General features: G+C 60.0%; 11 protein-coding genes. 3 read left to right on the top strand and 8 right to left on the bottom strand.

Annotated elements, in window-relative coordinates:
* Positions 1–97: 97 nt before the first annotated feature.
* Both mglA and mglC read left to right on the top strand, forming a co-directional pair.
* The gene (gene mglA / locus L085_RS20615; RefSeq protein ID WP_004938959.1) at positions 98–1,606 is read left to right on the top strand and encodes a galactose/methyl galactoside ABC transporter ATP-binding protein MglA; all 1,509 of its coding nucleotides are present in this window, start codon (positions 98–100) and stop codon (positions 1,604–1,606) included.
* A 67-nt stretch (positions 1,607–1,673) separates the two neighbouring features.
* Positions 1,674–2,627, top strand: coding sequence for a galactose/methyl galactoside ABC transporter permease MglC (mglC, locus tag L085_RS20610; RefSeq protein ID WP_044031602.1), 954 nt, complete (start codon positions 1,674–1,676; stop codon positions 2,625–2,627).
* A 67-nt stretch (positions 2,628–2,694) separates the two neighbouring features.
* Here mglC and sanA read toward each other — a convergent pair whose 3' ends face one another.
* From sanA to metG, 8 genes are all read right to left on the bottom strand, one after another.
* Complete coding sequence (gene sanA / locus L085_RS20605; protein WP_004938948.1) at positions 2,695–3,438, bottom strand: outer membrane permeability protein SanA; 744 nt, start codon at positions 3,436–3,438, stop codon at positions 2,695–2,697.
* A 169-nt stretch (positions 3,439–3,607) separates the two neighbouring features.
* A complete protein-coding gene (locus tag L085_RS20600; protein ID WP_004938945.1) occupies positions 3,608–5,305 on the bottom strand; it encodes an NAD-dependent malic enzyme in 1,698 nt (565 codons plus the stop codon).
* A gap of 219 nt (positions 5,306–5,524) precedes the next feature.
* Positions 5,525–6,409, bottom strand: a complete 885-nt coding sequence (gene cdd, locus L085_RS20595) for a cytidine deaminase (RefSeq protein ID WP_044031601.1) — start codon at positions 6,407–6,409, stop codon at positions 5,525–5,527.
* A gap of 137 nt (positions 6,410–6,546) precedes the next feature.
* The gene (locus tag L085_RS20590) at positions 6,547–7,242 is read right to left on the bottom strand and encodes a CidB/LrgB family autolysis modulator (protein WP_004938941.1); all 696 of its coding nucleotides are present in this window, start codon (positions 7,240–7,242) and stop codon (positions 6,547–6,549) included.
* A complete protein-coding gene (locus L085_RS20585) occupies positions 7,239–7,646 on the bottom strand; it encodes a CidA/LrgA family protein (RefSeq protein ID WP_004938939.1) in 408 nt (135 codons plus the stop codon). Before L085_RS20585 ends, L085_RS20590 begins: the two co-directional genes overlap by 4 nt.
* Positions 7,647–7,784: 138 nt before the next feature.
* Entirely contained in the window at positions 7,785–8,999 is a 1,215-nt protein-coding gene (locus tag L085_RS20580) for an MFS transporter (protein WP_044031600.1), read from the bottom strand.
* Positions 9,000–9,130: 131 nt separating this feature from the next.
* The gene (locus L085_RS20575; protein WP_044031599.1) at positions 9,131–10,198 is read right to left on the bottom strand and encodes a sugar ABC transporter substrate-binding protein; all 1,068 of its coding nucleotides are present in this window, start codon (positions 10,196–10,198) and stop codon (positions 9,131–9,133) included.
* 224 nt (positions 10,199–10,422) lie between these two features.
* On the bottom strand, positions 10,423–12,450 hold the full coding sequence (gene metG, locus L085_RS20570) for a methionine--tRNA ligase (protein ID WP_044031598.1): 2,028 nt from the start codon (positions 12,448–12,450) through the stop codon (positions 10,423–10,425).
* A gap of 159 nt (positions 12,451–12,609) precedes the next feature.
* Between metG and apbC the strand changes: the two genes are divergently transcribed.
* Positions 12,610–13,722 carry an iron-sulfur cluster carrier protein ApbC gene (gene apbC / locus L085_RS20565; protein ID WP_033633709.1) on the top strand — a complete coding sequence of 371 codons (1,113 nt, stop codon included), beginning with the start codon at positions 12,610–12,612 and terminating at the stop codon, positions 13,720–13,722.
* Positions 13,723–13,724 lie beyond the last annotated feature (2 nt).

Genomic DNA, 13,724 nt, shown 5'->3' with positions numbered 1-13,724 from the left:
ATTGAGATCCCGCTAAGACCCCGCCTGCGGCGCCAACACCAGGGATACCGCCGGCGGGGATGTTTACGACTGCAAGATCGTTAAGCCAGGTGTATTTATGGCCGATAGCTCACGCGAATTTTTGCTAGAAATGACGGATATCTGTAAGTCATTTCCCGGCGTCAAAGCCTTGGACAATGTCAATTTACGCGTCCGTCCGCACTCGATTCACGCCCTGATGGGGGAGAACGGCGCGGGGAAATCGACGTTGTTGAAATGCCTGTTCGGCATTTACAAAAAAGACAGCGGCAGCATTGTATTTCAGGGCCGGGAAATCGATTTCAAGAGCTCGAAGGAAGCGCTGGAACACGGCGTTTCGATGGTGCATCAGGAGCTGAACCTGGTGCTGCAACGCACCGTGATGGACAACATGTGGCTGGGGCGCTACCCGACCAAAGGCCTGTTCGTCGATCAGGACAAGATGTTCAAAGACACTCAGGCGATCTTCGACGAGCTGGATATTGACATCAACCCGCGCGAAAAGGTGGGCAACCTGTCGGTGTCGCAGATGCAGATGATCGAGATTGCCAAGGCGTTCTCCTACGACGCCAAAATCGTCATCATGGATGAACCGACCTCTTCGCTGACGGAGAAAGAGGTCAATCACCTGTTCACCATCATCCGCAAGCTGAAAGAGCGCGGCTGCGGCATCGTCTATATCTCGCACAAGATGGAGGAGATCTTCCAGCTGTGCGACGAGATAACGGTGCTGCGCGACGGCCAGTGGATCGCCACCCAGCCGCTGGAAGGGCTGGATATGGACAAGATCATCGCCATGATGGTCGGCCGCTCGCTGAGCCAGCGTTTCCCCGACAGGCAGAACACGCCGGGTGAGGTGATCCTCGAGGTGAAGAACCTGACGTCGCTGCGCCAGCCTTCGATCCGCGATGTGTCCTTCGATCTGCACCAGGGCGAGATCCTCGGCATCGCCGGGCTGGTGGGCGCCAAACGCACCGATATCGTCGAGACGCTGTTCGGCATTCGCGAGAAGGTGGCGGGCACCATCAAGCTGCACGGCAAGGCGATCGACAACCACAGCGCCAACGAAGCGATCAACCACGGCTTTGCGCTGGTGACCGAAGAGCGGCGATCCACCGGGATTTACGCCTACCTCGACGTGGGTTTCAACTCGCTGATCTCCAATATCCGCAATTATAAAAACAAGCTCGGCCTGCTGGATAACGCGCGGATGAAGAGCGACACCCAGTGGGTGATCGACGCCATGCGGGTGAAAACGCCGGGGCATCACACCCATATCGGCTCGCTGTCCGGCGGCAATCAGCAGAAGGTGATCATCGGCCGCTGGCTGCTGACGCAGCCGGAGATCCTGATGCTGGATGAACCGACGCGCGGCATCGACGTGGGCGCCAAGTTCGAGATCTATCAGCTGATGACCGAGCTGGCGAAAAAGGGCAAGGGGATCATTATCGTCTCGTCCGAAATGCCGGAGCTTTTGGGGATCACCGACCGCATTTTGGTGATGAGCAACGGCCAGGTTGCGGGCATCGTTAATACCAAGCAGACCTCGCAGAATGAAATCTTACGTCTCGCCTCCCTGCACCTTTAAGGATTCGAATTATGAACGCGCTAAATAAAAAACCTTATTTACCTATTTCAAGGAAGGCGGCATTTACGTGGTGTTGCTGGTGCTGTTGGCCATCATCATCATTCAGGATCCTACCTTCCTCAGCCTGATGAACCTGAGCAACATCCTGACGCAGTCTTCGGTACGCATCATCATCGCGCTGGGCGTGGCGGGGCTGATCGTCACCCAGGGTACCGACCTGTCCGCCGGGCGGCAGGTGGGGTTGGCGGCGGTGGTGGCGGCCACGCTGCTGCAATCGATGGATAACGTCAACAAGGTGTTCCCGCATATGGAAACCTGGTCGATTCCCCTGGTCATCTTGCTGGTATGTGCGGTCGGCGCGGTGATCGGCCTGGTTAACGGCCTGATTATCGCCTATCTCAACGTGACGCCGTTCATCACCACCTTGGGCACCATGATCATCGTCTACGGCATCAACTCGCTGTATTACGATTCGGTCGGCGCGTCGCCGGTCGCGGGCTTTGATCCGAAGTTTTCCACCTTTGCCCAAGGCTTCTTGCGCTTCGGCGATTTTAAGCTGTCGTATATTACCTTCTACGCGCTGATTGCCATCATTTTCGTCTGGATCCTGTGGACCAAGACCCGCTTCGGCAAGAACATCTTCGCCATCGGCGGCAACCCGGAAGCGGCCAAGGTCTCCGGCGTTAACGTACCGCTGAACCTGATCATGATCTATGCGCTGTCCGGCGTGTTTTATGCCTTCGGCGGCCTGCTGGAAGCGGGGCGCATCGGCAGCGCCACCAATAACCTCGGCTTTATGTATGAGCTCGACGCCATCGCCGCCTGCGTGGTGGGGGGCGTCTCGTTCGCCGGCGGCGTGGGTACGGTGTGGGGCGTGGTGACCGGGGTGATCATCTTTACCGTCATCAACTACGGCCTGACCTATATCGGCATCAACCCGTACTGGCAGTACATCATCAAGGGCAGCATCATCATCTTCGCCGTGGCGCTGGATTCGTTGAAATACGCCAAGAAGAAGTAGGTTTACCGCAGCAGAGACGACAAGGCCGGCAAAATATGCCGGCCTTTCTTTTTGGGCGTTTGCCGCATCAGGGCTGTTTGGCTTTCTGCTTCTCTTCTTTCAGCTTGTGCTCCAGCTCCACCAACTGTTCCGGCGAGACGGCGGGATAACCCTGGGCGTCTTCCGGCACGGTGTGCATGGCGGAGATCGGGATCAGCGGGCCGAGGAAGCGCGGCTCGCGCTTGAGGATGTACAGATCGGTCAGCGCGCCCAGACGGGCGAAGATCTCGCGGGCGCGCACCGTCATCATGTCTTTCGGCGACGGCACCGCGTAACACTGCGCCTGAATGCCCATATGCAGGGCGATAAACAGCGCGCGCTCGCAGTGGAAGCGCTGGGTGATGATGATGAAATCGTTGGTGTCGAACACCTTGCGGGTGCGCACGATGGAATCCAGGGTGCGGAAGCCGGCGTAATCCAGCACGATATCGCTCGGCGCCACGCCGGCGGCGATCAGATCGCGGCGCATGGTCATCGGTTCGTTATAGCTTTGCTGGGCGTTGTCGCCGCTCAGCAGCAGGTATTTCACCTTGCCGCTGTTATAGGCGTTGATCGCTCCCTGAATGCGGTAACGGTAATACTGGTTGATCACGCCGGTGCGGTAATACTTGGCGGTGCCGAGCACCACGCCGACCTGGCGATGCGGCAATTCCTGCAGTTCGTCGTAGACGTAAGGCGCGGTTTTCCAACTGATCCAGCGATCGAGCGCAATAGCCGAACCCATCAACACCGCAATGATGATGAACAGGCTGATGATCAGGCGTTTCCACATGTTGTTGCCTTACGCGCGCCGGGCTGAAAAAGATGGATCAAGGCTACTTTACCTGACCGACCGACGCAAGACGCGAACCGCCTGAAGCACGCGCGCCGCCGCATTTTTCGGCGGTTTTGCCGTACAAAAAAGCCCGGCGGAGCCGGGCTGGGTCATTTCAGCTCACCATTCAGAACGAGGTGCGCTTGTAACTGCGGTACTGCGGCCGCCAGAAGTTGTGCTCGATGGCTTTCGACAGCGCATCTTCGGAGGTGACGATCGCCACCCCCTGCAGCTGGGCGGCTTTACCCACTTCCATGGCGATGCACTTCGACACACCCTGAATATCGTCGATATTTGGCAGCAGCGCGCCGTGGCCGTCGGTAGCCAGCGGCGAACAGTCCGCCAGTGCGCGGCTGGCGGCCATCAGCATGGCGTCGGTGACGCGAGTGGCGCCGGAGGCCAGCACGCCCAGACCGATCCCCGGGAAGATGTAGGAGTTATTGCACTGGGCGATCGGGTACAGCTGCTCTTTGTAGCTTACCGGCGCGAACGGGCTGCCGGTCGCCACCAGGGCGGCGCCGTCGGTCCAGTTGATGATGTCTTCCGGACGGGCTTCCACGCGCGAGGTCGGGTTGGACAGCGGCATCACGATAGGGCGTTCGCAGTGCTTGTGCATCTCGCGGATCAGCTCTTCGGTAAACAGCCCCGGCTGACCGGACACGCCGATCAGAATGGTCGGCTTGGCGTTGCGCACCACGTCCAGCAGCGAGATGGCGTCGCTGGCGGTTTCCCAGCCGGCCAGGTTGTCGCTCTTCTGCACCAGCTTGCTCTGGAAGTCGAGCAGGTTCGGCAGTTTGTCGGTCAGCAGGCCGAAGCGGTCAACCATGAACACGCGGGCGCGCGCTTCGTCTTCGCTCAACCCTTCGGACTTCATCTGCGCGATGATCTGCTCGGCGATGCCGCAGCCGGCGGAACCGGCACCGAGGAAGGTGACGGTCTGATCGCGCAGCTGGCTGCCGGCGGCGCGGCTGGCGGCGATCAGGCTGCCGAGGGTGACCGCGGCGGTGCCCTGGATGTCGTCGTTAAAGCAGCAGATCTCGTCGCGGTAGCGGTTCAGCAGCGGGGTGGCGTTGTTCTGCGCGAAGTCTTCGAACTGCAGCAGCACGTTCGGCCAGCGGCGTTTGACCGCCTGAATAAACTCTTCGACGAAGGCGTGGTACTCCTCGCCGGAGATGCGTGGATGGCGCCAGCCCATGTACAGCGGATCGTTGAGGCGCTGCGGGTTGTTGGTGCCGACGTCCAGCACCACCGGCAGCGTGTAGGCCGGGCTGATGCCGCCGCAGGCGGTGTACAGCGACAGCTTGCCAATTGGAATCCCCATGCCGCCGATGCCCTGATCGCCCAGGCCGAGAATGCGCTCGCCGTCGGTGACCACGATCACCTTAACGTTCTGCTTGGTGGCGTTTTGCAGCATGTCATCGATGCGATCGCGGTTCGGGTAGGAGATGAACAGCCCGCGCGCGCGGCGGTAGATATCGGAGAAGTGTTCGCAGGCCTCGCCGACGGTCGGGGTGTAGATGATCGGCATCATCTCGCTCAGGTGCGAGTCCAGCAGGCGATAGAACAGGGTTTCGTTGGTGTCCTGGATGTTGCGCAGATAGATGTGCTTATCGTTATCGTTCTTGAAATCCTGATACTGACGGTAGGCGCGTTCCACCTGTTCTTCGATGGTCTCCACCGCTTCCGGCAGCAGGCCGTGCAGGTTGAAGTGGCTACGTTCTTCCTCGGTGAAAGCGCTGCCTTTGTTCAGCAGCGGAAATTCCAGCAGAATCGGGCCGGCGTAAGGGATATAGAGCGGGCGTTTGCTTTCGTATTCTAGTTCCATCAGTTTTACTCTTCACGTATCAGATAACTTTATTGCCGACGATCCTAAGAGATAAAGAGAAGATGTACAGCATTTGTTGCCAGATGATGAACCAGGTTGGCGTAATTATCGACAATCAAATGATTTTTTAACTAAAGAAAGTGTCTCTGGCGGCGTCGGGGCATTGTATTTGGCGGGCGGGGCTGTTAACGGCGGAACCGGATGGCCCCGCCGTGGCGCTTAGAAGGCGGCGCGGCTGACGTTCTGGCAGCCCAGCGCCGCCAGGGTGGCGCGGGTGGCGTCCCACTGGCTGAGGATCGCCTTCTGCGGCTCGGCCAACACGGCGCGGCGGATGTTCAGGCAATCGCCGCCGGAGAGGTTCAGCAGGATCAGCGCAGCCTGCAGCGGCGGCAGGCTCGGGTTGAAAGCGGCGTTTTCCGCATAGCGGCCGGCGTAGAGGCTGCCGTCCTGCGTTTCCAGCGCTACGCCGCTGTGGGCGTTGCTGTACGGAGCATGGCTCTGATTGGCCGCCGCCAGCGCCGCCTGCGCCAGCGCATCGTCCAGCGCCAGCCGGTGGCCGTGATCGACCTTGTCCATCAGCAGCGAAGCGATATCCAGATCTTTCGGGCCGAAGGCGTCCGGCAGATAGTCCGCCAGCGTGGCCGGCGCGCGGCCCGGCAGACGGATCTGCAGCTCGCCACCGCTGTTCAGTTCATTCATAAACTGGCGGCAATGGCCGCACGGCGTGTAGTTGACGGTGACCGAGGCCAGCGCTGGCTCGCCGCGCAGCCAGGCATGGGTAACCGCGCACTGCTCTGCATGCACGGTTTGCTGCAGCGGCGCGCCGCTGAACTCCATATTGGCGCCGAAATAGAGGTTGCCGCTTTGCCCGCGCGCGATGGCGCCGACGTGAAAGTGCGATATCGGGGTTAACGAGCAGGCCGCCGCCAGCGGCAGCAGCGCGAATGCCAGCGCATCATCGTCCAGCCCGCAGCCTGTGCGGATCGCCGCCGCTTGCTCGGCCGTGAACATCGCCGGAAAGTCTGGCGCGTCCAGATAAGGCCGCAGGGCGGATTGCAGTGTCGCGGGCAGTGCGCTGAAAGCGGTGTGAAAACGCGGATGCATAGAAAGTCTCTCTACGGGTTAACGGGATAACATTCTAGGCAGGCCAGAGACATTAAAGTGTGATTTATGTCTCTTAATTGATGAAATTAATGCAATGAAATGCATAAATGCGAGATGTATCGCAAGTTTCACCCTGTTCAGCCGAACAGGCGCAGCAGCACCGGGAACAGGAACGGTGCCAGCAGCGAGGTGATGATGCCGCAGATCACCAACGCCAGCGAGCCGAAAGCGCCTTCCTGGTAGTCCATCTCGGCGCAGCGTGCGGTGCCCAGCGCGTGGGATGCCGTGCCCATCGCCAGGCCGCGCGCCGAGTGGGTGGTGATTTTCAACAGGTTGAACAACGTATGGCCGAACACGGCGCCGAGGATACCGACGAAAATAACGCAGACTGCGCTGATCGCCGGAATGCCGCCGAGCGAGTCCGCGACGGCCATGGCGATCGGCGTAGTGACCGATTTCGGCAGGATAGAGGCGGCGATTTCCGGCGTGGCGCCCAGCCACAGGGCGATGGCGCCGCCGCTGATCATGGCGGTCAGGCTGCCGATGAAGCACACCGCGATAATCGACTTCCAGCGCGCGCGGATCTGGTGCAGCTGCTCATAGAGCGGGAAGGCCAGCGCGACGACCGCCGGCTGCAGCAGATCGTTGAGGATTTTGCTGCCCTGAAAGTAGCGTTCATAGGGAATACCGGTGAGCAGCAGCAGCGGGATGATCACCGCCATGGACACCAGCAGCGGGTTGAGCAGCGGCATATTCAGCTTGCGCGCCAGCCAGCGCGCGGCGAAATAGACCGCCAGCGTCAGCGGCAACGACCACCAGATTTCATGGATCATGAATTGCCCTCCGTGTCGTCGGGCTTGCCGGCGATGCGGCGCTCGCGATGAAAATAGTGTGAGGTATAGCCGACCACCACCAACACCATCAGCGTGCTGATGAGGCAAGAGATAACCAGCGGGCCCAGATGCGCGACGATCTGGTCGTAGTATTTCATCACCCCGACGCCGATCGGCACGAACAGCAGCACCATATAGCGGATCAGCAAATGGCAGCCGGGTTTAACCCATTTGGCCGGCATAATCTGGGTAGAGAGCAGGGCGAACAGCAGCAGCATGCCAATGATGCTGCCGGGAATGGCGAACGGCAGCAGCGCCGCCACCGCGTTGCCGACGAACAGACACAGGTAGATAAGGAGCAGGGCCCTCAGGTATTTCCAGCACAGTGTGAGCACGTTGGCCATTGTCTTTTCCCGTTTAACTGATGTATTCATCATACAATTAAACTGTGAGCCATGCCACAGATCGCACCATGAATTCTCGCTATGGGTGCTATGCCCGAGCGGCGGGTTGACAGCCCGTATAGGCCGCTGCCTGCGGGATCAGCGCGCGTCTTCGGCCGTTGCCGCAGAACGTTCCGCCAGCCGGTGGCCGAGGAAGAAAAACAGCAGGCTGAGCAGGGCGGCGACGATCAGCATCACGAACATCAACGGCGGCGCGGCATAGCTGAGCAGCACCCCGCACAGCACCGGGTTGATGGCGCCGCCCAGCGCGCTGAGGTTTTGTACTCCATAGTAACTGCCTTTCAGGTGCGGCGGCGCAATAAAGTCGATGAACATGTATTCCACCGGGATAACGATGATCTCGCCTAAGGTAAACACCGCCATCGCCGCCAGCCACAGCCAGACCGCCTGGCCGGCCGCCATGAAACCGAGCAGCCCGACGATGAAAAACAGCGTGCCCAGCACCAGCCAGCGCAGCATGTTTTCCTGGCGCATGCCGCGGCTGAGCAGGTATTGCAGGGCGATGACGATGCCGGCGTTGACGATCATCACCAACCCAATGATTTTGTAGGCGAACTCGGCGCTGGAGACGGTGATCAGATACTGCGACAGATAGCCGGTGAACTGACCGAACACCACGGCGCCCAGGGTGCTGCCGAGGGTGAAGTAGATAAGCCGCCGATCGTTTCGCAAGATGGTCAGCGTCTGACGGAAGTTGGGGAGTGCCGCCGGTGCGGCGGCGGTTGTTGTCGGGCGCTGTTCCCGGCCGCGCAAGCGCAGGCTTAGCGCCGTCACCGTCGCCAGCGCCAATCCCCCCGACAGGTAAAACGGCAGCAGCGGGCTAAGCCCGGCCACCAGAACGCCGAGCGCAGAGCCGATCGCCCAGCCGACGTTGACCAGCGTGTAGTTGATTGAGAAAGCCTTGATGCGCTGCTCGACCGGCAGCCAGTCGGCGAAGCAGGCCTTTATGGTGATGCTTAACACCGAATAACAGGTATGCAGGATCGCCAGCACCACGATCACGCCGCCGGGGCGCGGGATCCAGGGAATGGCGAAGAAACTCAGCGCGAACAATAAAATCGACAGCAGGATCAGGCGGTTTTTGCTGAATTTGTCCACCAGATAGCCGCCGTACAGGCTGGCGATGATGCCGAGGGTCAGGCTGACGCCCAGGATCACGCCCACGCTCTTCGGCAGCAGATGGAAATGTTCGGTGAGGTAGATGGTGATGAACGGCAGCGTAACGCCGCGGCCGATGGTCAACACCAGCGAACTGGCCAGCAGTACGTTGATCAGCGAGGGGAATCCCTTCATTTGAGGCCTGTTTATGCATACAGTTATTGGGCGATGCAGATAACATAGCGCATTTTGGCGGGGACGGAAGGGGAAAGCCGATAATTAGTTTAAAAACAGAGGCTGCGTCGGCAGCCTCGTGAAAAACAGCATTATTTACCGTGTTTGGCCTGCAGCGTGGCGAACCATGGCTGAACGAAATCGCTGCTGGTGCCCCAGCCGGGGATGATCTTAGCCAGCCCGGCGACGTTGACCGGCCCCGGCTGCGCCAGCAGCAGCGCCTGCGGAATGACCGCCGCTTTGAACTGATAGTTGTCCGGCGTGCTTTCCCCGGCGATCTTGTTGGCCACCAGGCGCAGGTTGACCGCGCCGATCAGCTTCGGATCCACCGCCACGCTGACCTGCCACGGGCTGCCGGCCTCGCGCATCAGCTGCAAATCCTGGTTGGAGATATCGATGCTGTACAGTTTGATTTCGGTGCGGCCGTTCTCTTTCAACGCCTTGTAAGCCCCTTGGGTAAAGGCATCCCAGGTGCCCCAGATGGCGTCAATCTTGCCTTTCGGGTATTTCGCCAGCACCGCGCCCACTTTATTGGCGGTATCTCCCTGCACGTCGGATGAAACTGCGCCAATCGATTCCAGCTCGTGAATGCCCGGATGCTGTTTCAGCAACTGCTGGTAAGCGGCCTGGCGGCGCTCCATCGGCGGGAAGCCTGCCACCCAGAGTTTGATGATGTTGGCCTGGCCGTTGAAATCCTTCACCAACTGGCCGAACGAGGCGTTAGCCAGCGAAGCGTCGTCCTGCTGCGAGACGGTGACGCCGGGAACGCGGCCGCTGACGTCGGTATCGAAAGCCGCGACGGCGATGCCGGCCGCCGCGATGCGCTTGACCAGGTCGGTGGAATAGGGAGCCCGCCCCTGCGAGAGAATGATGCCGTCATATTTCTGGCTGATAGCCTGGTTGACGAAGTCCTGAAAACGCGCGTCGTCGCCGTTGCTGAGGAAGGTGTCCACCTTGAAGCCCAGCTTGCGCCCTTCCTGAATGGCGCCCGCCAAAAATTGCGTGGTGTTGTCGTCGGATCCTAGGTTGCGGATCACCGCGATGCGCACCGGCCCCTGATGTTGAGCGATGGCGGCCGGCACGGCGGCGTTTTCCGCCGCCTGCAGTGGCAGGGCAGCCAGCAGACTGAGGGCGAGCAGCGAAGTCTTGAGGTTTTTCATTATTATAGGCTCCAAAAAAGCAGGGAAACGATCCCGGTGAAGGTCTGTTATAGCAGTCTTTCTGTCTGGACGTCTATTTTGGGTTTCGGAGCATCATAGCTGGATGCGGCGGGCAGGGGAATCAGGGCGGTTATGACTTTTTCTTCATGCTTATAACGTGGGGGTTGGGGCAATAAAAAAGGGCCGAGCAAGCTCGACCCTCCCTATGCCACGCATCTGCGCGGTTACTTGACCTGCATGCCAGGCTGCGCGCCGCTGTCCGGGCTCAGCAGGAAGATTTCTTTCCCGCCTGGGCCCGCCGCCATCACCATGCCTTCTGACACGCCGAAGCGCATTTTACGCGGCGCCAGGTTGGCGACCATGATGGTCAGACGGCCTTCCAGCGCTTTCGGGTCCGGGTAAGCGGAGCGAATGCCGGAGAAGATTTGGCGCGATTCGCCGCCCAGATCCAGCTGCAGCTTCAGCAGCTTGTCGGAGCCCTCGACAAAGTCGGCGCTCTTGATCAGCGCGATACGCATGTCGACCTTGGCGAAGTCGTCGAAGGTGATGGTTTCCTGGATCGGATCGTCAGCCAGCGGGCCGGTCACCGGCTTGGCGGCGGCCATGTCTTCCTTCGAGGCATTGACCATCTCGTTGACCTTGTCCAGATCGATGCGGTTGAACAGCGCTTTGAACGCGTTCACCTGATGGCCCAGCAGCGGCTGCGGGATCGCGTCCCAGCTCAGCTCGGCATTGAGGAACGCTTCGGCGCGCTCGGTCAGCGAAGGCAGCACCGGCTTCAGGTAAGTCATCAGCACGCGGAACAGGTTGATGCCCATTGAACAGATGGCCTGCAGATCGGCGTCGCGGCCTTCTTCCTTCGCCACTACCCACGGCGCCTGCTCATCCACGTAACGGTTGGCCAGATCGGCCAGCGCCATGATTTCGCGGATCGCGCGGCTGAACTCGCGGCCGGCGTAGGCTTCGGCGATGCTCTGCGCCGCGTCGACGAAGGTCTGGTACAGCGCCGGATCGGCCAGGCTGTCGGCCAGCTTGCCGCCGAAGCGCTTGTTGATAAAGCCGGCGTTGCGTGACGCCAGGTTCACCACCTTGTTGACGATGTCGGCGTTCACGCGCTGCACGAAGTCTTCCAGATTGAGATCGATGTCATCAATGCGTGAAGAGAGCTTGGCGGCGTAGTAATAACGCAGGCAGTCGGCGTCCAGATGCTGCAGGTAGGTGCCGGCCTTGATGAAGGTGCCGCGCGATTTTGACATCTTGGCGCCGTTCACCGTCACGTAGCCGTGCACGAACAGGTTGGTCGGTTTGCGGAACTGGCTGCCTTCCAGCATCGCCGGCCAGAACAGGCTGTGGAAGTAGACGATGTCCTTGCCGATAAAGTGATACAGCTCGGTGGTGGAGTCTTTGCGCCAGAACTCGTCGAAGTCCAGATCGCCGCGCTTGTCGCACAGGTTCTTGAAGGAACCCATGTAGCCGATCGGCGCGTCCAGCCAGACGTAGAAGTATTTGCCCGGCGCATCCGGGATTTCGAAGCCGAAGTAAGGTGCATCACGGGAGATGTCCCATTGCTGCAGACCGGATTCGAACCACTCCTGCATCTTGTTCGCCACCTGCTCTTGCAGCGCGCCGGAGCGCGTCCACGCCTGCAGCATTTCGCTGAAGGCCGGCAGATCGAAGAAGAAGTGCTCCGAGTCGCGCATCACCGGCGTCGCGCCGGAAACGACGGACTTCGGATCGATCAGTTCCGTCGGGCTGTAGGTGGCGCCGCACACTTCGCAGTTGTCGCCGTACTGGTCCGGCGATTTGCATTTCGGGCAGGTGCCTTTCACGAAACGGTCCGGCAGGAACATGCCTTTCTCCGGATCGTACAGCTGAGAAATGGTGCGGTTCTTGATAAAACCGTTTTCTTTCAAGCGGCTGTAAATCAGGGTGGACAGCTCACGGTTTTCATCGCTATGGGTCGAATGATAGTTGTCATAGCTGATGCCAAAGCCGGCGAAATCCTGTTGGTGCTCCTGGCTCATCTCCGCGATCATTTCTTCCGGTTTAACGCCCAGTTGCTGCGCTTTCAGCATGATCGGCGTGCCGTGCGCGTCGTCCGCGCAGATGAAATGCACTTCGTGGCCGCGCATTCGTTGGTAACGCACCCAGATATCCGCCTGGATGTGCTCGAGCATGTGGCCGAGATGGATGGAACCATTTGCGTACGGTAGCGCGCACGTCACCAATAATTTTTTCGCGACTTGAGCCATAGTGAGAACTTGCTTTCTGTAATGAATAAAAGGGCCTTCGATGTTAACCGATCGCGCCCTTCGCTGCTAGGGCGGTTTCTTACAGGTTATACGCGCCAGCCGCCGCGCAGTTCTGGTATGCTTAGCCGGAAGCTACCCATTCAAAATCAAGGAGCCGGGATGAACGCAAAATCCCCTGAGCAGACCAACCCCGAAGTTCTGCGCGCCCTGGTGACCGGTGTACTGGCCGCCTTTGAACACCCGACGTTGAAAAACAACCTGACTGCGCTGAAGGCTATTCATCACTGCGCATTATTGGACGACGTACTGCATATCGAACTGACGATGCCGTTTGCCTGGCAGAGCGGTTTTGAAGCGCTGCAGGCGAGCGTCGGCCCTGAGCTGTTGCGCGTGACCGGCGCCGCCGCCATCGACTGGAAGCTGAAACACGATATCACGACGCTGAAACGCGCCAACGGCCAAGCCGGGATCAAAGGCGTGCGCAACATCATCGCCGTCAGCTCCGGCAAAGGCGGGGTGGGGAAATCCAGCACCGCCGTCAATCTGGCGCTGGCGCTGGCCGCCGAAGGCGCCAAGGTCGGTATTCTGGACGCCGACATTTACGGCCCGTCGATCCCCAATATGCTGGGCACCGAACATGAGCGGCCGACTTCGCCGGACGGGCAGCACATGGCGCCGATCATGGCGCACGGCCTGGCGACCAACTCCATCGGTTATCTGGTGACCGACGACAACGCCATGGTGTGGCGCGGCCCGATGGCCAGCAAGGCGTTGATGCAGCTGCTGCAGGATACGCTGTGGCCGGATCTGGATTACCTGGTGCTGGACATGCCGCCGGGCACCGGCGACATCCAGCTGACGCTGTCGCAGAACATTCCGGTGACCGGCGCGCTGGTAGTCACCACGCCGCAGGATATCGCCCTGCTGGATGCCGCCAAGGGCATCGTGATGTTCGAGAAAGTGCATGTGCCGGTGCTGGGCATCGTGGAAAACATGAGCGTGCACATCTGCAGTAACTGCGGCCACCATGAACCGATCTTTGGCACCGGCGGCGCCGAGAAGTTGGTGCAGAAATATAACAGCCGTCTGCTGGGGCAGATGCCGCTGCATATCTCGCTGCGCGAAGATCTGGATCGCGGTACGCCGACGGTGATCAGCCGCCCGGACAGCGAATTCGCCGACATGTATCGTCAACTGGCCGGCCGTGTGGCGGCGCAGATGTATTGGCAGGGAGAAGCGATCCCGACGGAGATTGCCTTCCGCGCGCTGTAATC

This window comes from Serratia sp. FS14, from assembly GCF_000695995.1.
GTDB classification, from domain to species: domain Bacteria; phylum Pseudomonadota; class Gammaproteobacteria; order Enterobacterales; family Enterobacteriaceae; genus Serratia; species Serratia nematodiphila.
Note: the sequence above shows the minus strand (reverse complement) of the source record. Positions and strands in the feature narration are given on the sequence as shown.

Coding starts and splice junctions, on each gene's coding strand:
- L085_RS20580 (WP_044031600.1), bottom strand. CDS start 8,999: ATGAAGGGATTCCCCTCGCTGATCAACGTACTGCTGGCCAGTTCGCTG.
- cdd (WP_044031601.1), bottom strand. CDS start 6,409: ATGCATCCGCGTTTTCACACCGCTTTCAGCGCACTGCCCGCGACACTG.
- L085_RS20575 (WP_044031599.1), bottom strand. CDS start 10,198: ATGAAAAACCTCAAGACTTCGCTGCTCGCCCTCAGTCTGCTGGCTGCC.
- metG (WP_044031598.1), bottom strand. CDS start 12,450: ATGGCTCAAGTCGCGAAAAAATTATTGGTGACGTGCGCGCTACCGTAC.
- sanA (WP_004938948.1), bottom strand. CDS start 3,438: ATGTGGAAACGCCTGATCATCAGCCTGTTCATCATCATTGCGGTGTTG.
- mglA (WP_004938959.1), top strand. CDS start 98: ATGGCCGATAGCTCACGCGAATTTTTGCTAGAAATGACGGATATCTGT.
- L085_RS20590 (WP_004938941.1), bottom strand. CDS start 7,242: ATGATCCATGAAATCTGGTGGTCGTTGCCGCTGACGCTGGCGGTCTAT.
- apbC (WP_033633709.1), top strand. CDS start 12,610: ATGAACGCAAAATCCCCTGAGCAGACCAACCCCGAAGTTCTGCGCGCC.
- L085_RS20600 (WP_004938945.1), bottom strand. CDS start 5,305: ATGGAACTAGAATACGAAAGCAAACGCCCGCTCTATATCCCTTACGCC.
- L085_RS20585 (WP_004938939.1), bottom strand. CDS start 7,646: ATGGCCAACGTGCTCACACTGTGCTGGAAATACCTGAGGGCCCTGCTC.